Source organism: Microbacterium sp. CGR2 (assembly GCF_003626735.1).
Taxonomy (GTDB): Bacteria; Actinomycetota; Actinomycetes; order Actinomycetales; family Microbacteriaceae; genus Microbacterium.
Genome location: NZ_RBHX01000001.1, coordinates 2,178,991 through 2,205,723, shown reverse-complemented (window position 1 = coordinate 2,205,723; position 26,733 = coordinate 2,178,991). Strand labels below are relative to the sequence as shown.

The window sequence follows — 26,733 nt, the reverse complement described above, 5'->3', positions numbered from 1 at the left end:
CGAGTTGCGTGAGAGAGGTCAGAACTGAACGCGCGGCGGCTCGGAGATGGCTCCGCTGTCTGCCACCTCGAAGAACTCACGCTCGGTGAAACCGAGCCCCTTGGCGAACAGGTTGTTCGGGAAGACCTTGATCTTGGTGTTCAGCTCACGCACGCCACCGTTGTAGAAGCGGCGGGCGGCCTGGATCTTGTCTTCCGTGTCGACCAGCGACTGCTGCAGCTGGAGGAAGTTCTGGCTGGCCTGCAGCTGCGGGTAGGCCTCAGCGACCGCGAAAAGGCTGCGGAGCGCCTGATGAAGGTGCCCCTCGGCGATGCCGGCCTCACCTGGTCCGCCCGCTGACAGAGTCTCGGCACGCGCGCGGGTGACGTTCTCGAAGACCGCCTTCTCGTGAGAGGCGTATCCCTTGACCGTCTCGATGAGGTTGGGAATGAGGTCGGCTCGCCGCTTCAGTTGCACCGTGATGCCGCTCCACGCCTCGTCGACGCGGATCTTGAGCTGCACCAGCGAGTTGTACGTGGCCCAGAGATAGATGCCGACGAGGAGGATCACTCCGACGACGATCAGTACTGGCACGAGCCATTCCATCAGAGGCCCACCCTTCCTCGTGTTTCTCTCATCCTAGACGGGCTGTCTGCACGTGCACTGGGCGCAGCCCGCCAGAGAGGAGCCTGTGTCACTCCCCCAGGACCCGGTCGAGGTAGCGGTTGGTGAATCGGCGTTCGGGATCGAGCCGGTCGCGGAGATCGAGGAAGTCGCCGAAGCGCGGGTACACCTCGCGCAGCTGCCCCGCCGTCAGCGTATGAAGCTTCCCCCAGTGCGGCCGGCCTCCGTGTTCGCGCATGATCGTCTCGACAGCTTCGAAGTACTCGGTCGGGTCCGCGCGCCAGTAGCGGTGCACGGCGATGTACGCGGTCGCGCGGCCGTATGCGGTCGAGAGCCAGCGATCGTCCTCGCGGGCGAAGCGCACCTCCACCGGGAACTCGATGCGCCACCCGCGGCGGGCGATCAAGCGGGTCACCTCCCGGAACGCCGGTACGACGTTCTCGACGGCCAGCGCGTACTCCGTCTCCCGGAAGCGGACGGTGCGACTCTGCGTGAGCACGCGATGCGAGAGGTCGATGTACTCACGGTTGCCGGTGAGTGTGACCGCGAGCCGGCTCACCCGTGGGGTGATCGCGGGGACCAGCTGGCCCGCCGCGCAGGTGACGCGGTAGACGCCATTGGAGAGGAGCGTCTCGTCGATCCACTTCCCCACGGTAGGGAGTGGCTTGCGCACGTCGGACTCCGACTGACGGGTCTGACGCTTCGTGAGGGCGACCTCCGTGTGCGGGAACCAGTAGAACTCGAAATGATCGGATGCCGCGACGCGGTCCGTCAGCGTCACAAGCACGTCCTCCAGCGGCGCCGGCTCGTCGATCGCATGCAGGAGGAACGCCGGCACGCACTGCAGCGTCACCTCCACGATGATCCCGAGGGCGCCGAGGCCGAGCGCCGCGCCCGGGAGGAGCTCGCTGTTGTGCTCCTCATCGATGCGGAGGAACTCCCCCGACGCCGTGACCATCGTGAGACCGACGACCTGGGCGGCCAGACCGGGGAAAGCCGCACCGGTGCCGTGCGTCCCCGTGGAGATGGCACCGGCGATCGACTGCCGATCGATGTCGCCGAGATTCTCCATCGCGAGGCCGTGCCGCGCGAGAAGGGAAGGGATTCGGTGCAACCGCGTACCCGCCAACAGCGTCGCGCGACCGGTGACGGCATCCGCTCTCACCAGGCCCTGCATGTCGTCGAGCTCCAGCAGTACGCCCGGGGCGACCGCGATCCCGGTGAAACTGTGTCCGGCGCCGACGGCCTTCACCGGCAGTCCGTGGCGTCCGGCGGCCACCACCGCGCGCTGAACCCCTTCCGGGCTCCGGGGACGCTCTACCCGCAACGGGCGGACCGATGCCGAGCGCGCCCAGTTCTGCCAGGTGCCGCCGATCCTCGTCACAGGAACGCCTTTCCCTCGCCGCGATAGGTCGGCAGTTCGTCGATGACTTCGTCGCCGGAGACCAGGTGATAGCGTTCGACGCGCTCGGCGGGCTCGCCGCTCTTGGCATGCCGGAACCATACCCGGTCGCCCACGCGCAGGGACGAGGCCGTGCGGCCCTGCAGCGGGGTCTGCACCTCACCCGCCGCTTCACGCGAAAGGGTGCGCAGACCTTCCGGCCACGTCGGCAGCGGCTGGCGGGAAGGCAGGGCAGGACCGGAGGCGATCCACCCGCCGCCGAGCACGGTCGCGATGTCGGGCGTCGGACGTCGCACGACGTCGAAGGCGAACGCGGCCGCCGGGGCGGGCCGGAACGATCGGTAGCCGTCGAAGAGATGGCCGCCCAGCAGTCCACTGCCGGCGCTCGCCTCGGTCAGGGATTCGTCGCTGCCCGAGAACTCGAGCGAGCCGGTGCCGCCGCCGTTCAAGAAGTCGAGCGGCGTGACGGCCGAGACCGCCTCGACGATCACCGCCCGACGCTCGCGGAGTTCGCTCTGCGAGCGTCTCTGGACCAGACGGATCAACGCGGCATCGCGTCCTGCCGCATCGCCCTGGCCGGCGATCTGGGCGTCGTACATCTGAAGGCCCACCAGCCGGAATCCACGGCGAGCGACGACTTTCCTGGCGAAAGCGGCTACCTCGCCCGCAGTGAAGAGCGCGGATCGACGCACGCCGATGTGTCCGAGCAGCGCCGACCGCCAGGACGCGTCGACGTCGATGGCGACACGAACCTCAGGGCGCGCGCCCGGGCCCGCCACGCTGTCGATCAGGTCGAGGTGAGCGAGGTCGTCGACCATGAGCGTGATGCGCCGGACTGCGCGCTCATCCGCGAGAAGTCGCTCGAGAGCCGCCCGATCGACCGTGGGGTAGCCCACGACGATGTCGTCATGCGAGTGCGAAAGCCACAGCGCCTCGGAGAGGGTGAAGGCGAGGATGCCCCGGTATCCGGGGAGCCGGAGCACGGCATCGAGCACCGCGCGTACGCGCACGGACTTCGTGGCCACCCGGATCGGCAGACCACCGGAGCGCACCAGCAGATCCATCGCGTTGTAGCGGAGCGCCTCCCGATCGATCACGGCGACGGGTGCGGGACGGTGCTCGGTCGCTGCAGACAAGCGCGGCCAGAACCGCTTCGGATCGTCCCACTCCGGGGCGACGGACGGCGGTCGGTGGGCAGGGCTCAGTTCGTCGATGAGGTCGAGCACTCCCCCACCCTACGACGTGGCGCGTTTCCGCACCCCGCTCCCGTCAGCCCCGCAGACGCCCGGCTAGGCTGACGGATGGCCCCCGTAGCCCAATGGCAGAGGCAGGCGACTTAAAATCGCTTCAGTCTGGGTTCGAGTCCCAGCGGGGGCACCTCTCCCTCAGCGACCGAAGATATCGCCGATGCCCGGGATGCCGAGGTCGCCGAGTCGGTCTCCCCAGCCTGTCGCCGTCTCGCCGAGTCCGGAGACGGATTCACCGACCGAGCCCACGATGCCCTCCGCCCCACCGGCGAGCGCATCGACATCGACGCCGGATGCGAGGGCCTCGATGTCGATACCTTCGGCCAGCGCGGAGAAGTCGACACCGAGACCTGCCGCCTGCTCGAGAAGCGGAGCGGCCACTGTGCTGAGCACCGCCCCACCGGCAACCGCGCCGAGGACGCCGACCGCCGCGCCACCGGCGACGACCGCGGCACCGCCACCCACGCCTGCACCGCGTACCCGAGACAGGAGCCCGCGCATCTTTCCAGGACGCAGAGCCTCGGCGCGCCCTGCCGCCCGGGCGAGATCGTCCGGCGAGGACGAACGGGGGCGCTCTCCCGGGGAGAACTCCGCGCGCATCCGCTCTTCGACCAGAGACCGCTGCTGCGGTGTCAGGCGGGCGAAGGCGTCGCGGTGAATCTGTTCGATCCGGTGCGGGTCGGCGGTCTGGAGAAGGTAGTCGTACCGCGCGATGGCCGCGCGATCGGCGTCACTGCCTGCGCCCCCAGGACGCGCACCGGGGCGCGAAGGAGATCCGGCGACGGCGCCGGGAGCGGGCGGCGGCGCATAGGGATCCGCGGGCGACCCCGCAGGTGACGCGGACGGACGCCCGCCGGTCTCTCGCGGCGTCTGATCGGCCGGGCCGCGCACGGCGTCGACGGCTCCACGCAGCATCCCGGTCCAGTCCGTGGAACCGGAGTCGTTCGAGGATGAGCCGCGCCCCGAACCGGAGTTCTTCTCAAGTGCCTCTGAGGCCATGCCGATCAGACGGGAGAGCTTGCTCATGGTGTCCCTTTCGTGGGCGGTGCGAGCCACCGGATCCACGACGTCAGACGACGGCAGGGGTCGAGGCAGCCCGCGAAGCGGGTGCCAGGTCTCCTCCGCCCTTGCGGGCCGACGGGCCGGGACATGACTTCATGTCCGTAGTGACGACACCGCCGCAGACGGGAGTACTCCCCTTGCGCCCCCGACGTTATCGGCCGGACCTATGTGCGGCCTCCATGCCACCGCCCGGGGTCGCAAAGCGTTCGAAAAAGCCGCGTCGACTCCGTGACTCGTCGTCGCCGATCCATTACATTGCAGGTGTGCCGCGTCGGCGCGCAAGTGAACGGGGACGCCCATGGATCTCGATGTTGCCGGTGTCCGGCAGACTGCGGGTACCGGAGCTGTGCCGGCGCCGACGACCATCGACGATCTCCTCGCCACCGCCTTCGCTCATGCTTCGGGTCATCACGAGGGCGCCGTCGCCGATTACATCCCGATTCTCGCGGAGGCTGATCCTGAGGCATTCGGGCTCTGCATCGCCGACGTCGACGGAGGTCTTCACGAAATCGGCGACACCCGCGTCCGCTTCTCCATCCAGTCCATCTCGAAGGCATTCGTCTACGCCCTGGTCTGCGAGGAGTTCGGTCACGAGAAGGTGCTCGAGGTCGTGGGGGTCAACAACACCGGGCTCCCCTTCAACTCGGTCGTCGCGATCGAACTCAACGACGGTCATCCGATGAACCCCATGGTGAACGCCGGGGCTCTGGCCACGACGGCGCTCATGCCGGGGAGTACGGCGGTCCAGAAATGGACGGCGGTGCTGGACGGGATGTCCGCCTTCGCCGGGCGCCCGCTCGAGATCGACGAGGTCGTCTATGAGTCGGAATCGGCGACCAATCAGCGCAACCAGGCCATCGCGCGGCTCCTCGAGAGCTACGGGCGCATCACGCACGACCCGGTCGAGATCGTCGACGTCTACACGCGCCAGTGCGCCGTCTCCGTCGACGCGCGTGATCTGGCCGTCATGGCCGCGACCCTGGGCGACGGTGGCGTGAACCCCCTCACCGGGACGCGCGTCGTCTCTGCCGAAGTCGCCCGCGACACCCTCGCGGTCCTGGCCGCGAACGGGCTGTACGAGCGCTCGGGCGAGTGGCTCTTCGAGATCGGCCTGCCCGCCAAGTCCGGTGTCTCCGGGGGCCTCGCGACCGTAGCGCCCGGGAAGCTCGGCATCGGAGCGTACGCGCCGCGCCTGGACTCCGCCGGCAACAGCATCCGGAGCCAGATCGCCACCGCCCACCTGTCCAGGACGCTCGGCCTCAACGTGTACGCATCCGATTCCCACTATTCAGCCGCACGACCGGAATCCCTCACAGAGGAGAAACGATGACCTCCGTCGCGACCGCACCCGAGGCCCGCGCCTCCTGGGTTCCGATGATCGGACTGTTCCTCGCACAGATCCTGATGTCCTACAATGTCTCGGCCCTTCCGGTAACCCTCGGCGGGATGGTCGACGACTTCGGCGTCCCGCCCACCGACGTGAGCACGGCGATCGTCACCTACGGGCTCGTCGTCGCCGCGCTCGTCATGGTCGGCGCGAAGATCGGCCAGCGAATCGGCTGGATCATCGTGTTCCGCGTCGTCGTCGGGCTGTTCGGCCTCTCTGCCGTCATGATGATCTTCGCGCCCACTGTCGGATGGGTCATCGCTGCCCAGGGCCTGGCCGGCGCATCCGCGGCCATCATCGTGCCGTCTCTGGTCGCTCTCATCGCCGAGAACTATCGGGGCGCACAGCAGGCGACCGCCATCGGTTCCCTCGGTTCCGCCCGCGCTCTCGCCGGTGTCAGCGCTTTCCTGATCGGGGGCACTCTCGCCACCCTGGTCGGCTGGCGGCAGGTGTTCGTCGTGGTGCTGATCCTCGCGATCGCAGTGTTCGTCCTCAGCTTCCGGCTGCGGTCCGACCGAGGCAACCCCGACATCAAGATCGACGTCGTCGCGGCCGTCCTGATCGGCGTCGGAATCGTGTCTTTGACATTCGGCGTCAACAACCTCAACTCCTGGGGCCTGCTGCAGGCGGGACCCGGCGCTCCGTTCGACATCGGCGGCCTCTCTCCCGCGCCGCTCTTGATCGTGGTCGGCCTCGTCTTCGTGCAGCTCTTCTTCCTGTGGACGCGCCGCCGCATCAAAGCGAACAGGACTCCGTTGGTGAGCCTGTCCGTGTTCGGGTCGTCCCGCGAACGGGCCGCGGTGTATGCCATGTTCATCGTCGTCTTCATGGAAGCCGCCCTGAACTTCACCGTGCCGCTCTACATCCAGATCGTGCAGGGACGTACGCCGTTCGACACCTCCCTGGCGATGCTGCCGTTCAACCTCACCGTGTTCGTCACCGCCACCCTGGTCGTGCGGTTCTATAAGACGTTCGCGCCGCGCACGATCGGCATGTTCTCGTTCGGACTCACCACGATCGCGCTCGTCTGGCTGTCCTTCGTCGTGACGAACAATTGGGAGACACTGCCCACCATCCTCGGCCTGGTCGTGTTCGGCATCGGCCAGGGCGCGTTGGTCACCCTGGTCTTCAACGTCCTCGTCACCGCGTCGCCGAAGGAGCTCGCCGGTGACGTCGGCTCCGTCCGCGGCACGACGCAGAATCTGGCCTCGGCCGTCGGAACGGCGGTGGCGGGCGCGCTTCTCGTGGGGATCCTCACCGTCAACGTGATGAGCGCCCTCGCGGACGATGTCGATCTTCCGCCATCCCTCACCGCGCAGGTGGACCTCGACAACACGAACTTCGTGAGCAACGATCGCCTCGAAGAGGTGCTGGCCGAGACCGACGCGACTCCCGAGCAGATCGACGCGGCGGTGGCCCTCAACGAGACCGCCCGGCTCAGCGCCCTGCGCACCGGCTTGCTGGTGCTGGCCGGGGTCAGCTTGCTGGCCGTCCTGCCCGCCAGTCGGCTGCCGAGGTATCGGCCCGAGGAGATCCCCGAATCGGTCGCGACGGGAACGAGCACCGAGTCCCGAGAGTGAGACAGCCCTCCCGCAAGCGGGAGGGCTGTCTCAGATCTTCGGCTGTGCTGGCTACTTGGTGGCGGCCTTCTCGGCGACCGGCTTCTTCGCGGCAGCCTTCTTCGCAGGCGCCTTGGTGGTAGGCGCCTCGGCGGCGGGGGCCTCGGCGGCGGCTTCGACCTTCTCCGCAGAGGCCTTGTCGACCTTCTCGGCGGTCTTCGTCGTCGCGGCATCGGCAGACGGTGATGCCGGCACTGCCGGAGCGGCCGGAGCGGCCGGACGCGGACGCGCGGCGAACTCCTCGAAGACGTACCGCGGGTTCTGGACCGTCTCGAGGTTCACGAGGTCGCGACCGAGCCACAGGTTGTTCCACCAGCCCCAGACCACACGGAACTTGCGCTCCCACGTCGGCATCGCGAGGCCGTGGTAGCCGCGGTGAGCGACCCAGGCGACGAAGCCCTTCAGCGCGATCTTGCCCGACTGGAAGACACCGTTGTACAGGCCGAGACCGGCGACCGCACCGAGGTTCTTGTGGAAGTACTCCTTCGGGTCCTCCCCGCGGAGAACGGCCACGATGTTCTTCGCGAGCAGCTTCGCCTGACGCACGGCATGCTGGGCGTTCGGCACGCAGAAACCACCGACTCCGCCACCGGAGAGGTCAGGGACGGCAGAAACGTCGCCGGCTGCCCAGGCGCCCTCGACGAAGGCTTCCGGTGTGCCCACCCGCAGGTCGGCGCGGGTCTGGATGCGGCCACGCTCTTCGATCGGAAGGTCGCCACCGCGCACGACGGTCGGGTTGGCCATGACTCCGGCGGTCCACACGATGAGATCGGTCGGGATGACCTCACCGGTCGAGAGCTCGACATTGCCGCCGACCGCGCTGGTCAGCTGCGTGTCGAGGTGCACGTTGGCGCCGCGCTTGGCGAGATCCTTGAGAACCCATTCGCTGGTCTGCAGCGAAACCTCGGGCATGATGCGACCCATGGCCTCGATGAGGTGGAAATGCGTGTCTTCGAAGCGCAGCTGCGGGTACTTCGACACCAGGGACGAAGCCAGCGAGCGCAGCTCGGCGAACACCTCGATACCGGCGAAGCCACCACCGACGACGACCACCGACAGCAGTCGGTCGCGGGCGGGACCGGCGGGCAGGGATGCTGCCTTGTCGAAGTTGGACATGAGGCGGTCGCGGATCGCCACGGCCTCTTCGATCGTCTTGAGCCCGATCGCGTTGTCGGCGATGCCGGGGATCGGGAAGGTGCGCGAGACCGCGCCGGCGGTCACGACGATCTGGTCGTAGGAGAACTCGTACGGCTCGCCCACCGGCGGGGTGATCGTGGCGACCTTCTGCGCGTGGTTGATGCCGGTCACCTTGGCGGTGACGACGTTCGTGCGCTTGAGGTGGCGGCGGTGAGCGACGACGGAGTGACGTGCCTCGATCGAACCGGCGGCGACCTCGGGGAGGAACGGCTGGTACGTCATGTACGGCAGCGGGTCGACCATGGTCACCTCGGCCTCACCCTTGCGAAGGTGCTTCTCGAGCTTCCACGCCGAGTAGAAGCCCGCGTAGCCTCCGCCGACGATCAGAATCTTGGGCACAGTGCTGTTCTGAGGCACAGGGGAACAACTCCTTGGAGTCAGGGACGTGGCGTACGAGGAACGCGCGCCGATCGGATGCGCCGGGCAGCTGCGGTGACGCCGAGCGCTACAAGGATACCAGGGACTGTGAGCGCGATGAGCGGCAGGGTACCGTAACGCAATGACTCGGCGCTGGGAAGGAGCGGTGACCCCGCCTCGGTCGGCGCGTCCGCGACGGGAAGGGGCGGAACCGCGACCGGAGTGATCGTCGGTTCAGGCTGAGGTTCGCTCTCCGCGCGGCGGAAGAAATGGATCCACTCGGCGAGGTCGCCCATCGGGTTCTTGTCGACCGGTGCGATGTCGGCGGCGATCGCTGCCTCGGCATCCACCAGTCCGTATCCGTACAGCGGATCCTGCGGCTTCACGGCATCCTGGACGGGGATCGCGGTCTTGATGATGCGGTTGATCACATCGATCGCCTTGAGCTCAGGGTGGGCCGATCGGATCAGCGCGGCGACGCCGGCGACGATGGGTGCCGCACCACTGGTCCCACCCCAACGCGCGATCTTGCCGTCGGCGGAGACGCCCAGCAGCCCCTCACTGGGGGCCGAGATGCCGATCGTGATCCCCTGCGTTGATGCCTCGAGGCTGGCGGTGCCGGTCTGGTCGACACCACCCACCGTGAGCACCCCCGGGATCGTCGCCGGAGCGCCGATGATGTTCGTTCCGCTTCCCCGGTTGCCCGCGGCGACCACGACGACGACATCGTTCTCGAACGCATAGAGGAATGCGTCATCCCAACTCTCGTCCCAGTCGAGCGTGTTCGTCGTGAACGACAGGTTGATCACGTCGGCACCGTTGTCGACGGCCCAGCGCATGCCCTTCGCGACCTGCTCGGTGAACGGCACGGAAGCGGCGGCACCGAATCCCACGGAGATCGACAGCAGGTCGGCTTCCGGCGCCACGCCGATCATGCCGGTGCCGTCGGGAGCGCCACGGCCGGCGGCGAGCGACGCCACCCAGGAACCGTGATTGCCGTCGATCGCTCCGAGGGGCGTGCGCCCGTCGGGCGTGCCCGAGCCGGAGACGTCGGTGCCACCGACGACCGCGTCGCCGAACGCCTGCGGGACCTTGGCGATGCCGGTGTCGATGACGGCGATGGTGACACCCTTCCCGCGGGTGGTCTGCCATGCTTTGCGGATGCCGGCGCCGTCGAGCCAGTATTCGGAAGCCCGGACGGGGTCGGTGGGATCGTCGGGGATCGGCAGGGGGTTGGCCGGAGGCGTCGGCTCGGGCGTCGCGGTGGCTCCCAGCAGCAGGACGGACGCCACCACCATCGCGATGGCGGTGAGGCTGCGCAGCGTCCGGTTCCTGGTCATGCCGAGGCTGACGCCTCGGTGCGGACCGCGGCGCCGGGGTCGTCGCACCGGCAGACGGACGGCTTCCACGCCGAACGCTCGAGAGCGGCATCGCCGATCGGGTTGACACCCGGACCCGCGGCCAGCGCGTGCCCGGCGAGGGCGTGCAGGCATTTGACCCGCGTGGGCATGCCGCCCGCGGAGATACCGTCGATCTCCGAGACGTCTCCGAACCCGCTGCGATCGGCGAGGTACGCCTGGTGGGCGGCGAGGTACGCGGCGGCCACGGACTCGTCATCGTGCAGCAGCGCGGCGAGTTCCGGCATGACCTGCGTCGCCTCGAGTGTCGACATCGCCGCGGTCGCAGCCGGATGCGTCAGATAGTAGAACGTGGGAAACGGCGTGCCGTCGGGAAGACGAGGAGTCGTGGCCACGACCGTCGGGTTGCCGCACTCGCATCGAGCGGCGATGCCGACCACGCCTCGCGCGGGGCGACCGAGCTGGGCCGATACGACGGCGAGCTCAGCGGGCGTGGGGGCGGGGAACGGCGGAGTGGTCACCCATCCAGCGTAGGGGAGGCGCCAGGGAGGATGCTCGGAACGTCGCTTCAGCGGCCGACGGTCGCTGTCTCGCTCAGCCCGGTCGAGACGAGCGTGCGCAGCAGCTGCGGCATCCAATCGGCCGGTTTCTCCTCGAGCGTGTCGCTCACCGGTTCCTGCTCGCGCGGGAGGGCAGCCGGATCCAGGTCGTTGTCGATCAGGTAGACCACCTCGCCGGGTTTCACGTAGTACAGACGCTCGCGGGCCTGCGTCGTGATGTAAGCGGGGTCACTCCAGCGTTCGCGCTCGGTGATGAGCGCGTCGATCTCGTCTTCGCTCACCTGGACGGACTGCTCGAGAGCGGCGATCTTCTGCCGCTGATCGATGAACGTTCCCAGCGTCGGCACGAGAACCCATGCCCCGAGGACCACCAGAGACAGCATGATGACCGAGAACGCGGAGAGGCGGATGCCGGAGGCCCAGTCCCGCACATCGACGCGGGGTGTACCACGCCGTCTCCGGGGAGCCTGCGTCGAGGACGCCGCTGGTGCCGGAGACGCCGAAGGAGGAGCCGGTCGTCGTACCACGGCTCCTCCTTCGTCTCCCGCTCAGCGGTGTCTTCGTGCTTTCAGCTGATCAGCCCTGGTAGCGCGGGAAGGCCGAACGGCCGGCGAACACCGCGGCGTCGCCCAGTTCTTCCTCGATGCGCAGAAGCTGATTGTACTTCGCGACGCGCTCGCTGCGAGCAGGCGCACCCGCCTTGATCTGACCCGAGTTGGTCGCCACGACGAGGTCGGCGATCGTGGTGTCTTCGGTCTCGCCCGAACGGTGCGAGAGCATCGCCGTGTAGCCGGAGCGCTGCGCGAGGCTCACCGCGTCGAACGTCTCGGTGAGCGTGCCGATCTGGTTGACCTTGACCAGCAGCGAGTTCGCGACGCCGCGCTTGATGCCGTCGGCGAGACGCGCCGGGTTGGTGACGAACAGGTCGTCGCCCACGAGCTGCACCTTGGTGCCGAGCGCATCCGTGAGGTGCTTCCAGTTGTCCCAGTCGTCTTCCGCCAGCGCGTCTTCGATCGTCACGATCGGGAAGTCGTTCACGAGACCGACGTAGTACTCCGTCAGCGCGGCGGCGTCCCAGTCCTTGTTGTCGAGACGGTAGACGCCATCCTTGAAGAACTCGGTCGCGGCGACGTCGAGCCCCAGGGCGATGTCGGTACCGGGGGTGAAGCCGGCCTTCTCGATCGCCTTGACGAGGAAGTCGAGCCCCTCGCGGTTGCTGGGCAGGTCGGGAGCGAAACCGCCCTCGTCTCCCAGTCCGGTCGCGTAGCCCGCTGCCTTCAGCTCCGCGCGCAGCACGTGGTAGGTCTCGACGCCCCAGCGCAGTGCCTCGGAGTAGGTCTCGGCGCCGATGGGAGCGAGGAAGAACTCCTGCATGTCGATGCCGTTGTCGGCGTGCTCGCCACCGTTGATGACGTTGAACAGCGGAACGGGCAGCAGGTGCGCGTTCGGCCCGCCGAGGTAGCGGAACAGGGGAAGGTCGGCCGAGTCGGCTGCCGCCTTGGAGACGGCGAGGCTGACGCCGAGGATGGCGTTGGCGCCCACGCGCTTCTTGTTCTCTGTGCCGTCGACCTCGATGAGGATCTCGTCGACGATGCGCTGCTCGCTCGCCTCGACGCCTTCGATGGCAGGTCCGAGCTCGTCGATGATGGCTTCGACGGCCTTCAGCACGCCCTTGCCGCCATACCGGCTCTTGTCTCCGTCGCGCAGTTCGTACGCCTCGAACGCACCGGTGGATGCACCGGAGGGGACGGCCGCCCGCTGGACGATGCCGTCGTCGAGGAGCACCTCCACCTCGACGGTCGGGTTTCCTCGCGAGTCGAGAATCTCGCGTGCGCCTACAGCCTCGATCAGTGCCACTGATGTGCTCCTTGCTCAGAGAAAAAGTTGGGTGGAGCGTCGTCGGTCCGCGCTCAGTCTAGCCCCGCGCGCAGGCATTCCTCAGGGACCGGAGGACGCACCGCACACCTCTCACACCACGAGCGCGAGCGCGAAGCCGTCCCAGCCCTTCGCGCCGACGGTCTGCAGAGCGGTCGCCTCGAACCGCGGGTCCTCCCCCAGCATCCGGAGTCCCTCGCGCGTGCCGATGACTTTGGAATCGGTCGTGTCATCGCGCACGATCTCACCGTCGCGTCCGACGTTGTCGAGGACGATCACCGTGCCGGGGTGTCCCAGCTTCGCTGCCCAGTCCAGATAGATCGTGTTCGATTCCTTGTCGGCATCGATGAAGACCAGGTCGAAACCGCCGACCAGCGTGGGAAGCACATCCGCGCCCCTCCCGATGCGGATGTCGACGCGGTCGCCGACTCCCGCGGCGTCGATGCTGGCGCGGGCGACGGCGGCGTTTCCCGGCTCCGCCTCGATCGTCACGACGCGCCCGTCGGCACCGACCGCGCGGGCCATCCAGATGGTGGAGTAGCCGCCGAGGGTGCCGATCTCGAGCACTCGGCGCGCCCCGCTGATGCGGACCAGCAGGTCGAGGAACTTGCCCGCCACTGGGGCCACCTCGATCTCGGGCATCCCCGCGTCGCGCTGCGCGGTCAGCGCGGCTTCGAGGGTGGGATCTGCTCCGACCAGAGTGTCGACGAGAAAGGCGTCGGCCTGCGACCACGACGCGGGGGTGGATTCCATCCCCTCAGCCAACCGGCACGCCGATCCCCCGTCAAGAGCGCGGAGGTGAGAGGAGTCGTCCCGGCGAATCGGCGAGTTCGGGCTGCTTCCGGAACTGCCCCGTCAGCACCAGCACCAAGGTCACTGCGGCGATGACGATCCAGCCACCGACGCCGAGCGGCCCCGCGAGTGCGAGATCGGGCTTGGCCGCAGCGAAGATCACGACGAGCCCGCCTGCCGCGTTGAGCGACCCGTGCGCGATCACAGCCGGCCACACCGAGGCGGAGCGCAGACGCAGCCAGCCCAGGAGGATGCCCCAGGCGATGCATCCGCCCATCATCAGCAGCACGCCCGTGACGTCGGTACGGCCGAAGTTGCAGCCGAGGAGGATGACAGGGCTGTGCCAGAAGCCCCAGATCGCGCCGCTGATCAGCAGCGCCGGCCAGGTGCCGAGAGGACGAAGCGCGGGCAGCAGCCACCCGCGCCATCCGATCTCCTCACCGAAAGCGGCGATCGAGTTGAACAGCGCCGCGAGGGGGATCATGGCGATCTGCGCGAACACGATGACCTCGACGGGGGGAACAGGCACGTCGTCGGGAAGCGCCTTCGCGATCTCGGCGCCGAAAGCGGCGAAGGTGAAGTCGAGCTGCACGAAGCCGAGCGCGGCGGACACCAGGATGCTCAAGAAGATGAGCAGCGGTGGCACCAGCCATGCGGCGACCATGAGCCAGACCACCCGCTTGGCCGGACGCAATGGCCACAGGCCGAGGAACCGAGCGCGCTCACCGCGGGCCGGCACACGCATCGCGAACGTCACCACGACCGTCGCGACAGCGGGGGTGAGCATCATCACGGGCAGGATCACCCCGGCGATCGGTTCGGCGAGGCCGTCTCCGAACCAGAGCGGCAACGCGACCAGCCACGCCAGTGCACAGGCGACGACGGTGAAGACGATGACCGGCGCCCAGGCGACGCCCTTCGATGGATGGATGATGACTGCTCCTTCATGGTCGGTGCTTCGACGACGAGGAACACGCGGGGAACGCGGCGCACATCGGCCGAGGGAACGGAATGCGTCAGTCGGCAGTCTCCTCGAAGGAGCCCGACTGTGCAAACCCTCCAGCCGAAGAGCTGACGCGTCACCGACCGTTCACCCTCACGTGGGACGATGGACGCGTGCCCCTCGCCCGCCGCCTGACGCTTCGAGACGCGGTCGCCATCGGCTTGGGGTCGATGATCGGAGCGGGCGTGTTCGCCGTGTGGGCGCCTGCCATGTCCGTCGCCGGCAGCGGCATCATGATCGCACTCGCGATCGCCGCCGTCGTGGCGTACTGCAATGCCACCGCGTCAGCTCAGCTGGCCGCCGCGCATCCGGTCGCGGGAGGAACATACGCGTACGCCCGCGCCGAGATCGGGCCGTGGTGGGGCTTCATCGCCGGGTGGAGCTTCGTGATCGGCAAGATCGCGAGCTGCGCCGCCATGGCGATGACGTTCGCCGCCTACGCCGCTCCCGCGGGATGGCAGATTCCCGTCGCCGTCGTGGCCGTCGCCGCACTCGCCACCGTGAACTGCTTCGGCGTGACACGGACGGCGCTGCTCACCCGTGTCCTCGTGGTCTGCTCGCTGCTCGGCCTCGCCATGACGGTCGCCATCGGGCTCGGCTCGGCATCCGACGCATCGCCCACCCCCCTCCCGGACGCCACGGCCTACGGTGTGCTGCAGGGCGCAGGGCTGCTGTTCTTCGCCTTCGCCGGCTACGCCCGCATCGCGACGATGGGCGAGGAGGTCGTCGACCCCGAACGCACCATCCCCCGCGCCATCGTCTTCGCACTCGGCGGAGCCGTCGTCGTCTACGCGCTCGTCGGGCTCTCGGTCGTCCTGGTGCTCGGTGCGGATGTCGCGGATTCCTCCGCACCCCTCGTCGACCTGCTCGTCACGGCAGGATGGGCGGAGCTCGCGCCGCTGCTGCGGGTCACGGCTGCGGCGGCATCCCTCGGCGCTCTGCTGGCGCTGCTCACCGGGATCGGCCGCACGACGCTCGCCATGGCCAGAGAGCGCGATCTGCCGGCGTTCCTCGCCAAGGTCGGCGAGCGCCATCAGGTGCCCCAGCGCGCCGAGATCGCCGTCGGCGTCATCGTCATCGTCATCGTGCTCGTGGCTGATCTGCGTGACGCGATCGGCTTCTCCTCGTTCGGAGTGCTGCTGTACTACCTCATCGCCAACGCGGCGGCGTTCCGCCAGGCGCAGCCCGCCCGACGCTACCCTCGGGCGCTGCAGGTGCTGGGAGCGCTCGGTTGCCTGGTGCTGCTGAATGCGCTGCCCGTGATCGCCTCACTCGTCGGCACGGTCGTCGTGCTGCTCGGCGTCGCGTACCGGATGCTGCGGCTGCGGGTCACCCGCGCCTGAGCCGGGCGCCGAGTCCGCCGCCGCGTCCGATCGGTAGTCGCGCGGCGTGATCCCGAGCACCGCATGGAAGTCACGTGTGAGGTGCGCGTGATCGGAGTAGCCGAGCGCGGCCGCGATCGTCGCGAGGTCGGCATCGGATCGCGCGCGCACGAGTTCTGCGGCCTCCTGCAGCCGGCGACGTCGGATCATCGCCGCCGGGGACACGCCGACGTGTCGGTGGGTCATCCGCTGCAGAGTGCGCACCGACACGGCCAGACGCGTCGCCGCCTCCTCCGTGGTGGACGCTGCGCCCTCCCCCATCAGAACGTCGAACAGCCCGTTCGCCTGGCGCGCCGTGTCGCTCGGACGCCCGACCCGGTCACGCAGCCAACGCGAGACGGCCAGCACGGCGCGGTCCCGGTGGCCTTCCCCGGAGCCCATGGCGGTCGAGACGGCTTCGCGCAGGGCCGGTGCGTCCACAGGAGTCTGCGAATCGACCAGGGCCGCCGGTTCCTCGACGAAGGCAGGCACCGCCGCCGGTCGCAGCAGGGCGCCGACCGCCCACCCGCGCCCGCGCAGATCCCGATGCGACATGCGCGTCGTCGCTCCCGACAGCGTCACCTCATGCGCGGTGACGACGAGGTTGAGCGCCGGGTAGGCGATGATCTCCTGCCGGGACGATCGACCGGGCTCGACGTCCCACTCGGGTATCCAGAACCAGCGCACCAGCTCGGCGACATCGGCGGGCGCCACCAGCCGGTGAAGCTGCGGCAGCCGAGCGGGGTACAGGATCCCGCGCGTGCGATTCTCCATGCGCTCAGCGTACGGGCGACCCGCGACGCCGGGCGAGGGGCTGTTGTCGCGGATCTTCAAGCCCGCAGCATCCCGTGCCGCCTACCGTGAGGGCATGACCGACGAGACACCTTCCACAGGCACAACCGGCACCTACACGACCGACGGCCGTCCGAACAGCGCGACCTCCCTCACTCCCTTCCTGGCGGTTCCCGACGCGAAGCGGGCGATCGAGTTCTATCGAGACGTCTTCGGTGCGATCGTCGTCGACGTCACCGAATTCGGTGGCGCCGTCGCCCACGCCGACCTCGACTTCGGACTCGGCCACCTCCAGCTCGGGGAGCCGAGTCCGGACTACCACCTCGTCCCCGGCCCGGAGGGCGACGACGACTGCTACTCGATGGGCCTGTACGTGCCCGACGTCGACGCGGTGGTGGCACGAGCCGTGGCCGCGGGAGCGACGGTTCGTGAAGCTCCGGCACTGTTCGTGTCGGGTGATCGCTTCGCAAGCATCCGTGACCCGTTCGGCGTCCGCTGGTCGGTGATGACCCGCGTCGAGGACATCTCCGACGAGGAGAGCGGCCGGCGAGTGGCCGAATGGGCCGAGTCGTTCAGTTCGGCACAGACGGACGCGGTGAGCTGAGCGCAGCCTCCATCGCCTCGCACACGGTCGGCAGCAGTGCATCGGCCGTACGTCGATAGCCCAGTGCGCTCGGATGGAAGCGGTCCAGGCTGAACATCGCCTCCGGCTCATCGAAGAACATCGGCCCCACCGCGCGACGAAGATCCACGGGCCGGGCACCCTCGTGTCGCGCCGTCTCCGCCTGGATGTCGGCGAGGCGACGCGACATGCTCGACGCGATGCGGCGGAGCGGCTGCGGAACCGGTCGGAGCGCCCCCAGGTCGGGGCAGGTGCCGACGACGACCTCGGCACCGAGCCCGCGCAGTCGCCGGATCGTCTCGTTCAGATGCTGTGCCGAAAGCGACACCGGCAGCCGGTGCGTGACGTCGTTGCCGCCGACGATGATCACCGCGACCTGTGGTCGGTACGTCGCTGGGAGCGCGGCGAGTTGCGCCGGCAGATCCGGCGACTCTGAGCCGACGACCGCCGCGGTGTGCAGACGCACAGGTCGCCGCATCCGCCGCGCGACGCCCTTGGCGAGACGGCCGCCGAGCGTGTCCTTGCGCCGCTCGGCGCCGAGCCCGGCCGCGATCGAGTCCCCCAGGAGGAGCAGGTCGATGGGTTCGCCGTCCAAGCCGGGGCGCCAGATGCGATCGGCATCCAGGGAGTCCTCCCCCAACGGCTTTCCGATGCGTCGCCGTGCGAGTGCCGCCTGACGGGTGAGCACCAGCCGGATTCCGAGGACAGCGGTCGCCACGGTGAGTCCGACGAGGGGCAGGAGACGGATGCGGCGCACCACTCGATTCGATCCGATCGCCGTGAACGCGGCGTGAACGGATACGGCACCGGCCGCCGCCGCGCACACTTGTCGGGACTTGTCACGGATGTCGGCCGTGAACGCCCGTTTCGACCCGACATCCGTCCGAACTCCCGACATGTGTGCCGCGTCGAGCGCGACCCGTCAGGAAAGCGGCTTGACCTCGAGCTTCTCCGCGCCCGCCGAGACCGTCGCGAACGCGTTGTAGCCGTCTCCGGCGGAGCGCTCCAGCAGGGCCTTGAGGTTCTTGGTGCGGCGCTCGAGTCGGACGCGCGCACCGTCGGCGATCAGGGCGGCCTTGTGGGCGACGAGTTCGACGACGGGGACATCGGCGTCATGGATGAGGACGACCGCTGTCGCCTCGGCATCCGGCGCCGCCGCCACGAGGTCGACGAGGCGCTCGAATCCGAGCGAGAAGCCGACCGCCGGAACCTGCTGCCCGAGGAAGCGACCGATCATTCCGTCGTAGCGTCCGCCACCGCCGAGCGCATACGGAACGGACGGATGCGCGAGCTCGAAGATCGTGCCGGTGTAGTAGCCCATCCCGCGCACGAGGAACGGATCGAACACGAGCGGGATGTCCGACTGCTCGTGGTCGGCTCCGGTCAGCCCACGGCCTGCCGCCACGGCTTCCCCGATCCCGACCAGATGCGCGACGACCTCGTCGGGCGCTCCATCGGGAAGCGCCCTGCGGATCTGACGGTCACCGAACGGGTGGTACTCCCTGGTCTGCGGGCGCCGGAGGAAGGCTTCGAACGCGTCGACAGCGCCGCCGGATGTCTGCCCCGTGGCCCGTTCCCGGAGCTCGGCGGCCACACCCTCCGGCCCGACCTTGTCGAGCTTGTCGATGGTGATGAGCACACCGGGGCGCTCCTCGGCGGTGAACCCGAAGCTGTCGAGCATCCAGTCCAGAACGCGCCTGTCGTTGATGCGCACCGTGGCCCCTTCGAGCCCCAGGGCGTCGACCGCGTCGAGTGATGCGACCATCAGTTCCGCTTCGGCTCTCGCGGACTCGTCGCCCATGATGTCGATGTCGCACTGCACGAACTGGCGGTAGCGGCCCTTCTGCGGGCGCTCGGCGCGCCACACCGGGCCGATCTGGATCGCACGGAAGACTCCCGGCAGCTGCGCGCGGTTGCTGGCATAGAAGCGGGCGAGCGGAACCGTCAGGTCGTAGCGGAGCCCGAGATCCGACAGAGCGGAGGGGTCGTCCGCGGCAGCCCGGATCGCATCGGCGTCCAGCCCTCGGCGCAGCACGTTGTACGACAGCTTCTCGTTGTCGCCGCCGATCCCCGCGTGCAAGCGGTCGTACTCCTCGACCACCGGCGTCTCGATTTCGTCGAACCCGTGGGCGAGGTAGCGCTCGCGGATGACAGAGAGCACGCGCTCACGACGGGCCTTGTCGGCGGGGAGGATGTCGCGCATGCCGCGCGGCGGGTTCACAGTAGGCACGGCTCCATCTTTCCAGGTCCGTCGCTGCGACCGCGCCCGGTTCGGTCAGGATCCCGCTTCGGCGTCCCGCACGTTGTTCTCGAGCATCCGGAGTTGTTCGCGCAGCGCACGTTCGGCGTCCCAGCCCCGGCTGCGCGCCGTGGCCACCAGACCGAGAAGCGCCTCGCCCAGCTCGGCCTCGGATGCAGGCACGGGCGCATCAGCACCCCCGACGTTCGGCACGTCGACGCCCACGGCGGCGGCACGACTCGTCAGCTTCTGCGCGAGCGAGAGTGCGGGCATTCCCCGCGGAACCCCGTCGAGGACGCTTCGCCGGGTGCGCTTCTCCGCCGCTTTCGCCGCGTTCCAGTGCACCAGCACCTCTTCGGGTGTCGTCGCCACCTCGTCGGCGAAGACGTGCGGATGCCGCCTGACCATCTTCTCCGTCAGCGTGCGCGCCACGTCGTCGACGTCGAAGGGATCATCCGGGTCCTGCGCCGCGATCGCCGAATGGAACAGAACCTGCCAGAGCAGGTCACCCAGCTCCTCACGCAGGTCGGCACGCGTGCCGTTCTCGACCGCGTCGATCACCTCGTGCGACTCCTCGATCAGATACGGGACGAGGTCACGGTGGGTGATGCGCTGCGACCATACGCATCGCTCGCGCACCGCGCGCATGGTCTCGGCGGCCAGGCGGAGTGGATCGTCCTCGGCGCTCATGCGGACACGGGCGGGGACACCGATTCGAGTCGACGGTACCAACGCGCGCGCAGCGACACGATGATGCCGGAGAGGACCAGAGCGATCAGCGAACCCACCAGGACGCCGAGGATCGCCTGGTCGCGGATCTCGTCGTGGGAGCCGAAGGCCAGGTTCGCCAGCAGCAGCGACACCGTGAATCCGATGCCTCCCAGCGCTCCGGCCGCGAGGATGTCCGCAAACGGCAGAGCCGGCGCTGCTCCCTTCGGACGGATGCGCATGGCGAGCCAGCCGAACAACGAGATGCCGATGATCTTGCCCACGGGAAGCGCGACGACGATCGCCCAGAACGCCGGCGACAGCTGCGTCAACGAGACGGCGGGGATCACGACGAAGGCGGCGACGAAGGCGAACACCGGAAGGATCACGCCGTTCACCGTGGGCTCGAGCACATGACGTGCCCGGCCGGCCGGCACCGGCGACATCACCAGTCCGAGCAGCACACCGGCGATCGTCGCGTGGATACCGGATGCGGCGACGAGGCCCCAGGTGACGATGGCCACCACGACCATGGCGACGGCGATGACCAGATGCCCGTGCTCATGCAGCAGGCGGCTGAGCAACCAGAACACCGCGACGCCGACGACCGCGAGGCCGACCTGCAGCCACTGCACGTCGTGCGCGAAGAGCACGGCGATGAAGATGATGCCGATGATGTCATCGAGGATGGCGAGCGCCAGCAGGAAGACGCGCACGTTCGAGGGCAGTCCGCGCCCGAACATCGCGAGGACGCCGAGAGCGAAGGCGATGTCGGTGGCGGTGGGGATCGGCCACCCGGTCGCCGTGTCGCCGTTGCCTGCGATCAGCAGATACACCGCGATCGGCACGAGCACTCCGCCGGCGGCGGCGATGGCGGGCTGGAGCGCCTTGCTCGGGGAGTCGAGCTCCCCGTGGGTCAGCTCGTGCCGCAATTCGATGGCCACGACCAGGAAGAAGATGGCGAGGAGCCCGTCCGACACCCAGTGCGCGACCGACAGGTCGAGACTCGTCCACGGCACGGCGATGTGGAAGTCGAGAACCGCGTCCAGCGCGTCATGGGTGGGCAGATTGGCCAGGAGGAGACCGAGTCCTGCTGCGACGAGGAGGAGGACGGCGGGGAACTGCTGGCCGCGGAGGGGGTTCGCTGAGATGCGCACCCCACCATCGTAGATCGTGGGGTTCCTCGTCCGACCGCGTCATGCGTACGGGACACCCCGATCGCCCGGGCTACGCTCGACGTGTGACCCCCGAACACACCTTCTCCGAGCCCACGAACACCGAGGCCATCCGCGTGATCGGCCGTTTCGAAGCCGGCCGCGGCATTCCGGATGCGATGCGCTCAGACGTCCGGATGCTGGGTGCGCTGCTCGGCCAGGTGCTGCGCGAGGCAGGCGGCGACGACCTGTTCGAAGACGTCGAGCGTCTGCGCCTGGCGACGATCCAGGCCTACGACGAAGAGACCTCGAGCGCGTTCGACCGCGCCGCGGCCATCGCCGAATCGTTCACCGTCGCCCGCGCCGACGAGGTGGCTCGCGCCTTCACGTGCTACTTCCACCTGGTGAACCTCGCCGAAGAACACCAGCGCGTGCGGGTGCTGCGCGAGCGCGCCGGACAGCCGGGACGTGAGGATGCCGCCGACACCGTGGCGACCGCTTACGCGCGACTGCGGACAGAGGTCGGCGATGACGAGGCCCGGCGCCGTCTGGGCGGGCTCCGCTTCCATCCGGTGTTCACCGCGCACCCGACCGAGGCCCGCCGACGCGCGGTGTCATCCAGCATCCGCCGTCTGTCCGAGCTCCTCACCCAGCACGATGCGGCGAGCGAGGGCGGCGCCGAGCAGCACCGCGCACGCCGCCGAATGCTGGAGGAGATCGATACGCTGTGGCGCACCGCGCCGCTGCGCTCCCAGAAGCCGTCGCCGACCGACGAGGTCCGCACGGTGATGGGTGTCTTCGACGAGACCCTCTTCACCACCGTGCCGCATGTGTACCGACGCATCGACGACGCGCTGCGCGGCGACGCCTCCGGCTCCAGCGCACCCATCGTCCCGGCCTTCGTCCGCATCGGTTCCTGGGTGGGCGGCGACCGCGACGGCAATCCGTTCGTCACAGCTTCCGTGACCCGTGAGGCGTCGCAGATCGCGGCCGACCATGTGCTCCGGGGCCTGGAAAGGGCGCTCGAACGAATCGGCCGCACCCTCACGCTGTCCGCCGACGACACACCGCCGAGCGCCGAGGTCACTGCGCTCTGGGAGCGTTTCGCCGCAGCCCAGCCCGACGTCTCCGGCGAGCTCGCCACGCGCTCCCCCGACGAACCCCACCGACGGGTGCTGCTCGTGCTCGCGCATCGCGTCGCCGCTACCCGCAACGGCGACAGCGCGGACGCCTACGCGCAGCCCGAGGAACTGCTCGCGGATCTGCGCACCGTCCAGTCCTCGCTGGCCGCGGCGGGGGCGAACCGTCACGCCTTCGGCGGCGTGCAGCACCTGATCTGGCAGGTCGAGACCTACGGCTTCCACCTGACCGAGCTCGAGGTGCGCCAGCATTCTCAGGTGCACTCGAAGGCTCTGGCCGAGCTCGAGGCCGGAGAGACGGTCAGCGCGCAGACGGAGGAAGTGCTCGAAGTCTTCCGCGTGATCGCGGACATCCAGCGCGACCGCGGACTCTGCGCTGCCGGGCGGTACGTGGTGTCCTTCACCCAGGCGGCATCCGATCTCGCCGCCGTGCATCGCCTCGCCCGGTACGCTCTCGGCGACGACGCACCGGTGCTCGACGTGGTCCCGCTGTTCGAGACCTTCGCCGACCTGCAGGCGGCACCCGCCATCCTCGCCGAGGCCGTCACGTTCCCCGAGTTCCGTGAGCGCATGGCCGCCACCGACAACCGGCTCGAGGTGATGCTCGGCTACTCGGACTCGTCGAAGGACGTCGGTCCGGTCGCGGCGAACCTCGCCTTGTACGCCGCGCAGGAGAAGATCGCGCGCTGGGCGAAGGAGTCCGGCATCGAACTGACCCTGTTCCACGGTCGTGGCGGGGCACTCGGCCGCGGTGGAGGACCCGCGAACTCCGCGATCCTCGCGCAGCCGCCGCACTCGGTCGACGGCCGATTCAAGCTCACCGAACAGGGTGAGGTCATCTTCGCCCGCTACGGCGAGCCCGCGATCGCCATGCGGCACATCGATCAGGTCGCCGCCGCCACCCTGCTCGCCTCGTCCCCGTCCGAGGAGAAGCGCACCAGCACTGCGGCAGCCCGGTACGCCGAGGTCGCCGCGACGATGGACTCGACGTCGCGGGAGCGGTTCTTCTCGCTGGTCAAGGCCGACGGTTTCGCACCGTGGTTCGCCACGGTCACGCCGCTGGAGGAGATCGGCCTGCTCGCTCTCGGCTCACGCCCGGCCCGGCGGGGCCTGTCGGTCGAGTCCCTGGAAGATCTCCGGGCCATCCCCTGGGTCTTCGCGTGGACGCAGGCGCGGATCAACCTGGCCGGCTGGTTCGGCCTCGGCACCGCACTCGAAGCCGTCGGCGACGCGGAACTCCTCACGGAGGCCTACCGCGAATGGCCGCTGCTGCGCACCATGATCGACAACGTCGCGATGAGCCTCGCGAAGACCGACGAGCGCATCGCACGCCAGTACCTCGCCCTCGGCGACCGCGATGACCTCGCCGCCCTCGTGCTCGACGAACTCGCGCTCACCCGAAGCTGGGTGATCCGCCTCACCGGTGGCGAAGGACTGCTCGAGAACAAGCCCGTGCTCCAGCGAGCCGTGCAGTTGCGCAGCCCCTACGTCGATGCACTCTCCCTCCTCCAACTCCGGGCTCTCCGGGCACTGCGCTCTGCCGGCGAGCAGGCCGCGGGCTCCGGTGCCGATGCCGAACAGCAGCGACTGCTGCTGCTTTCCGTCAGCGGAGTCGCGGCCGGACTGCAGAACACCGGGTGACGCCCGCGTCCGTGCCGAACTTTCGAGTCGGACTCATGCCGCTAGAGTGAAAACTTCGCCGATCCGGCACGGACACCCGTCACACCTCACGCGACACGATCGCCTACGAAAACGCCCCCATCAGAAAGCCCTCTCCGCGTGACCGCTACGACTTCCGCCGACTTCCATCCGCTCGATGCAGCCGTGCAGCCCGTCTTCGAAACGGTGCTGTCACGCAGCCCGCATGAGCCGGAGTTCCACCAGGCCGTGCACGAAGTGCTGCAATCGATCGCGCCGGTGCTGGCGCAGCATCCGGAATACGTCGAGGGCGGCATCCTGGAACGCCTCGTCGAGCCGGAGCGGCAGATCCTGTTCCGGGTGCCCTGGGTGGACGATGCCGGCAAGCTCCAGGTCAACCGCGGCTACCGCATCCAGTTCTCGTCGGTTCTCGGACCGTACAAGGGCGGTCTGCGCTTCCACCCCTCGGTGAACCTCTCCATCATCAAGTTCCTCGGGTTCGAGCAGATCTTCAAGAATGCGCTCACCGGGCAGGGCATCGGAGGCGGCAAGGGCGGCTCGGACTTCGACCCGCACGGACGCTCGGATGCCGAGGTGATGCGCTTCTGCCAGTCGTTCATGAACGAGCTGTACCGCCACCTCGGCGAGCACACCGATGTCCCGGCCGGCGACATCGGCGTCGGTGGACGCGAGATCGGGTACCTCTTCGGCCAATACCGCAAGGTCACCAACCGCCATGAGTCGGGCATGTTCACCGGCAAGGGCAAGGGGTGGGGCGGCGCCGAGGTCCGCACCGAGGCCACGGGATACGGCGCCGTGTTCTTCGCGCAGGAGATGCTCGCCGTGCACGGGGAATCCCTCGCCGGCAAGCGCGTCGGGATCTCCGGGTCGGGCAACGTCGCGATCTACGCGATCCAGAAGGCGACCCAGCTGGGCGCGACCGCGGTGACGGCATCCGATTCCTCGGGGTACGTCGTCGACGACGCCGGCATCGATCTCGACCTGCTTCGGCAGATCAAGGAGGCCGAGCGCGGACGCATCGTCGAGTACGCGAACCGTCGCCCGAGTGCCCGCTTCATCGAGGGCGGGAGCGTCTGGGAGGTGCCGGTGGACATCGCCGTCCCCTCTGCCACGCAGAACGAGGTCAGCCAGGCGGATGCCGACGCATTGATCGCGAACGGTGTGCGCGCGGTGTCCGAAGGCGCGAACATGCCATGCGTGCCCGGTGCGGTCGACGCCTTCCAGCGCGCAGGCGTGCTGTTCGCCCCCGGCAAGGCCGCGAACGCCGGCGGAGTGGCGACGTCCGCGCTGGAGATGAGCCAGAACGCCTCCCGCCAGCGGTGGAGCTTCGGCGACAGCGAGGACAAGCTGCGCGAGATCATGGCCGACATCCACACGGCCGCGTTCGACGCCGCAGAGCGTCACGGCGTGGCGGGCGACTACGTCGCGGGGGCGAACATCGCCGGATTCGAGCGTGTGGCCGCGGCGATGCTCGCACAGGGCGTCATCTGAACCAGCGCAGCGCCTGCGGCTGGGTGTGCCGACTGCTGCCTACTCGGCGATCACGCGATCATCCGCGTGCCGGGCAAGTGAGCGGCCGTAGCGCTCGGTGAGCTGCACCATCAGGTCGGGGGTGTCGCGGTCGACGCCGAAGACATAGCCGGGGAAGTCCAGCTCGGGCTGTGCCGCCGCGATCTCTTCCTCTCGGTCGGGTGAGAGCAGCTGCACCGGGTCGCCCACGGCGACCCAGCCGATCGGCACCACGGTGCCCGCGGGCAGGCGTGCCCGGCGATGCACGATCGCGTTCACCCGTACCTCGCAGCGGTCGCCGATGAGAGCACCGTTGAAGATGCGGGCGCCCGACGCGAAGAACACCTCCTCGCCGACGGTGGCTCCGGCGATGCTCGCGAGCGTGCCGATCAGGGTGTGCGGTCCGATGTGAACGGCATTGGCGGCCGTCGCTCGGACGAGGGCGTTCTCCATCACGATGACGTGTTCGCCGAGCGTGATCGGTCCGCCCTCCGCTGTGATCACAGCCCCGTGCAGCACTTGGCAGCCCGGCCCGATCTCCACGTCGCCGGAGATCGCGGCGGTGGGAGCGACGACGGCGGTGTCATGGATCCGGGGCCGAGCCCCGAGGTGCTCGTACAACATGCCGCCAGACTAGTCCCGCGGATGCCGCGGCGGGAGCGTTGACACCGCTGCGGACCCGGCCTACTCTCGCCAGCATGAGCGTCACGCGTCTCTTCCCGATTCTTCGCACGCACGACCTGTCGCGGCTCAGCGGGTTCTACGAAGCAGCCTTCGCTGCATCCGTCACGTATCGCTACGACCAGGACGGAACCGATGTCTACGTCGCTCTCGCGGTCGGCGGCGGAACGATCGGAATCGGATTCGAACCGGACACCGTGCGAGGAGATACCGTCGCGATCTGGCTGTACGCCGACGATGTGGATGCGACGTACGACTCGGCGGTGGCTGCCGGAGCCCCGTCGGTGACGGCGCCAGAGGACATGCCGTGGGGCGAGCGCGTGGCACAGGTGCGCGACCCGGACGGGAACCTGCTCTACCTCGCGACACCACCGACCGTGAGCTGAACGGCCCCCATCCCGTCGACG

Annotated in this window: 24 protein-coding genes and 1 tRNA gene; 8 read left to right on the top strand and 17 right to left on the bottom strand. The window is 68.8% G+C overall.

Annotated features, from left to right (window positions below; all coding sequences use genetic code 11):
- Positions 1 to 18: 18 nt before the first annotated feature.
- The 3 genes from D7252_RS11090 to D7252_RS11080 all read right to left on the bottom strand — a co-directional run bounded on the left by D7252_RS11090 (position 19) and on the right by D7252_RS11080 (position 3,231).
- Positions 19 to 585 (bottom strand): LemA family protein, encoded by a 567-nt coding sequence (locus D7252_RS11090; RefSeq protein ID WP_120775442.1) that lies wholly within the window; start codon positions 583 to 585, stop codon positions 19 to 21.
- A gap of 88 nt (positions 586 to 673) precedes the next feature.
- Positions 674 to 1,987: a D-arabinono-1,4-lactone oxidase gene (locus D7252_RS11085; RefSeq protein ID WP_120775441.1), complete on the bottom strand. Its 1,314-nt coding sequence runs from the start codon at positions 1,985 to 1,987 to the stop codon at positions 674 to 676.
- On the bottom strand, positions 1,984 to 3,231 hold the full coding sequence (locus D7252_RS11080) for an alanine racemase (RefSeq protein WP_120775440.1): 1,248 nt from the start codon (positions 3,229 to 3,231) through the stop codon (positions 1,984 to 1,986). The genes D7252_RS11085 and D7252_RS11080 overlap by 4 nt, the downstream gene beginning before the upstream one ends.
- A 78-nt stretch (positions 3,232 to 3,309) precedes the next feature.
- On the opposite strand from D7252_RS11080, the gene D7252_RS11075 reads away from it, so the two are divergent.
- A tRNA-Leu gene (locus D7252_RS11075) sits at positions 3,310 to 3,382 on the top strand.
- 8 nt (positions 3,383 to 3,390) lie between these two features.
- Here D7252_RS11075 and D7252_RS11070 read toward each other — a convergent pair.
- Entirely contained in the window at positions 3,391 to 4,278 is an 888-nt protein-coding gene (locus D7252_RS11070; RefSeq protein ID WP_120775439.1) for a cation-transporting ATPase, read from the bottom strand.
- A 334-nt stretch (positions 4,279 to 4,612) separates the two neighbouring features.
- Here D7252_RS11070 and glsA point away from each other — a divergent pair, with 334 nt between their 5' ends.
- Complete coding sequence (gene glsA, locus D7252_RS11065; protein WP_120775438.1) at positions 4,613 to 5,644, top strand: glutaminase A; 1,032 nt, start codon at positions 4,613 to 4,615, stop codon at positions 5,642 to 5,644.
- On the top strand, positions 5,641 to 7,281 hold the full coding sequence (locus D7252_RS11060) for an MFS transporter (protein ID WP_120775437.1): 1,641 nt from the start codon (positions 5,641 to 5,643) through the stop codon (positions 7,279 to 7,281). The genes glsA and D7252_RS11060 overlap by 4 nt, the downstream gene beginning before the upstream one ends.
- Before the next feature lie 51 nt (positions 7,282 to 7,332).
- Here the strand turns inward: D7252_RS11060 and D7252_RS11055 are convergent, their stop codons facing one another.
- From D7252_RS11055 to D7252_RS11025, 7 genes are all read right to left on the bottom strand, one after another.
- Complete coding sequence (locus D7252_RS11055; protein ID WP_259461091.1) at positions 7,333 to 8,856, bottom strand: NAD(P)/FAD-dependent oxidoreductase; 1,524 nt, start codon at positions 8,854 to 8,856, stop codon at positions 7,333 to 7,335.
- Positions 8,857 to 8,894: 38 nt separating this feature from the next.
- Positions 8,895 to 10,214: a S8 family serine peptidase gene (locus tag D7252_RS11050; protein ID WP_120775435.1), complete on the bottom strand. Its 1,320-nt coding sequence runs from the start codon at positions 10,212 to 10,214 to the stop codon at positions 8,895 to 8,897.
- On the bottom strand, positions 10,211 to 10,753 hold the full coding sequence (locus tag D7252_RS11045; RefSeq protein ID WP_120775434.1) for a DUF501 domain-containing protein: 543 nt from the start codon (positions 10,751 to 10,753) through the stop codon (positions 10,211 to 10,213). Before D7252_RS11045 ends, D7252_RS11050 begins: the two co-directional genes overlap by 4 nt.
- A gap of 47 nt (positions 10,754 to 10,800) precedes the next feature.
- Entirely contained in the window at positions 10,801 to 11,319 is a 519-nt protein-coding gene (locus D7252_RS11040) for a septum formation initiator family protein (protein ID WP_120775433.1), read from the bottom strand.
- A gap of 49 nt (positions 11,320 to 11,368) precedes the next feature.
- Positions 11,369 to 12,649, bottom strand: a complete 1,281-nt coding sequence (gene eno / locus D7252_RS11035) for a phosphopyruvate hydratase (RefSeq protein WP_120775432.1) — start codon at positions 12,647 to 12,649, stop codon at positions 11,369 to 11,371.
- Positions 12,650 to 12,760: 111 nt separating this feature from the next.
- A complete protein-coding gene (locus tag D7252_RS11030) occupies positions 12,761 to 13,420 on the bottom strand; it encodes an O-methyltransferase (protein ID WP_120775431.1) in 660 nt (219 codons plus the stop codon).
- A 31-nt stretch (positions 13,421 to 13,451) separates the two neighbouring features.
- Positions 13,452 to 14,309, bottom strand: a complete 858-nt coding sequence (locus tag D7252_RS11025) for a CPBP family intramembrane glutamic endopeptidase (RefSeq protein WP_251050701.1) — start codon at positions 14,307 to 14,309, stop codon at positions 13,452 to 13,454.
- Positions 14,310 to 14,575: 266 nt separating this feature from the next.
- Here D7252_RS11025 and D7252_RS11020 point away from each other — a divergent pair, with 266 nt between their 5' ends.
- Positions 14,576 to 15,805, top strand: coding sequence for an APC family permease (locus D7252_RS11020; protein WP_259461090.1), 1,230 nt, complete (start codon positions 14,576 to 14,578; stop codon positions 15,803 to 15,805).
- On the opposite strand, the gene D7252_RS11015 is transcribed toward D7252_RS11020, so the two are convergent.
- Positions 15,731 to 16,597 carry a helix-turn-helix domain-containing protein gene (locus D7252_RS11015; RefSeq protein ID WP_120775429.1) on the bottom strand — a complete coding sequence of 289 codons (867 nt, stop codon included), beginning with the start codon at positions 16,595 to 16,597 and terminating at the stop codon, positions 15,731 to 15,733. The genes D7252_RS11020 and D7252_RS11015 overlap by 75 nt on opposite strands.
- A gap of 94 nt (positions 16,598 to 16,691) precedes the next feature.
- Between D7252_RS11015 and D7252_RS11010 the strand changes: the two genes are divergently transcribed.
- Positions 16,692 to 17,219 (top strand): glyoxalase/bleomycin resistance/extradiol dioxygenase family protein, encoded by a 528-nt coding sequence (locus D7252_RS11010; protein ID WP_120776926.1) that lies wholly within the window; start codon positions 16,692 to 16,694, stop codon positions 17,217 to 17,219.
- Here D7252_RS11010 and D7252_RS11005 read toward each other — a convergent pair.
- From D7252_RS11005 to nhaA, 4 genes are all read right to left on the bottom strand, one after another.
- Positions 17,188 to 18,135, bottom strand: coding sequence for an SGNH/GDSL hydrolase family protein (locus D7252_RS11005; RefSeq protein WP_251050699.1), 948 nt, complete (start codon positions 18,133 to 18,135; stop codon positions 17,188 to 17,190). The genes D7252_RS11010 and D7252_RS11005 overlap by 32 nt on opposite strands.
- 24 nt (positions 18,136 to 18,159) lie before the next feature.
- Positions 18,160 to 19,440: a HisS family protein gene (locus D7252_RS11000; protein WP_215111036.1), complete on the bottom strand. Its 1,281-nt coding sequence runs from the start codon at positions 19,438 to 19,440 to the stop codon at positions 18,160 to 18,162.
- 72 nt (positions 19,441 to 19,512) lie between these two features.
- Entirely contained in the window at positions 19,513 to 20,166 is a 654-nt protein-coding gene (locus tag D7252_RS10995; protein ID WP_120775427.1) for a MazG family protein, read from the bottom strand.
- Positions 20,163 to 21,341, bottom strand: a complete 1,179-nt coding sequence (nhaA, locus tag D7252_RS10990) for a Na+/H+ antiporter NhaA (RefSeq protein ID WP_120775426.1) — start codon at positions 21,339 to 21,341, stop codon at positions 20,163 to 20,165. Before nhaA ends, D7252_RS10995 begins: the two co-directional genes overlap by 4 nt.
- Positions 21,342 to 21,424: 83 nt before the next feature.
- Between nhaA and D7252_RS10985 the strand changes: the two genes are divergently transcribed.
- Positions 21,425 to 24,118, top strand: coding sequence for a phosphoenolpyruvate carboxylase (locus D7252_RS10985; protein WP_120775425.1), 2,694 nt, complete (start codon positions 21,425 to 21,427; stop codon positions 24,116 to 24,118).
- A 138-nt stretch (positions 24,119 to 24,256) separates the two neighbouring features.
- The gene (gene gdhA / locus D7252_RS10980; RefSeq protein WP_120775424.1) at positions 24,257 to 25,627 is read left to right on the top strand and encodes an NADP-specific glutamate dehydrogenase; all 1,371 of its coding nucleotides are present in this window, start codon (positions 24,257 to 24,259) and stop codon (positions 25,625 to 25,627) included.
- A gap of 39 nt (positions 25,628 to 25,666) precedes the next feature.
- Here gdhA and D7252_RS10975 read toward each other — a convergent pair whose 3' ends face one another.
- Entirely contained in the window at positions 25,667 to 26,269 is a 603-nt protein-coding gene (locus D7252_RS10975) for a gamma carbonic anhydrase family protein (RefSeq protein WP_120775423.1), read from the bottom strand.
- 74 nt (positions 26,270 to 26,343) lie between these two features.
- On the opposite strand from D7252_RS10975, the gene D7252_RS10970 reads away from it, so the two are divergent.
- Positions 26,344 to 26,712 (top strand): glyoxalase/bleomycin resistance/extradiol dioxygenase family protein, encoded by a 369-nt coding sequence (locus D7252_RS10970; protein WP_120775422.1) that lies wholly within the window; start codon positions 26,344 to 26,346, stop codon positions 26,710 to 26,712.
- Positions 26,713 to 26,733: the final 21 nt, after the last annotated feature.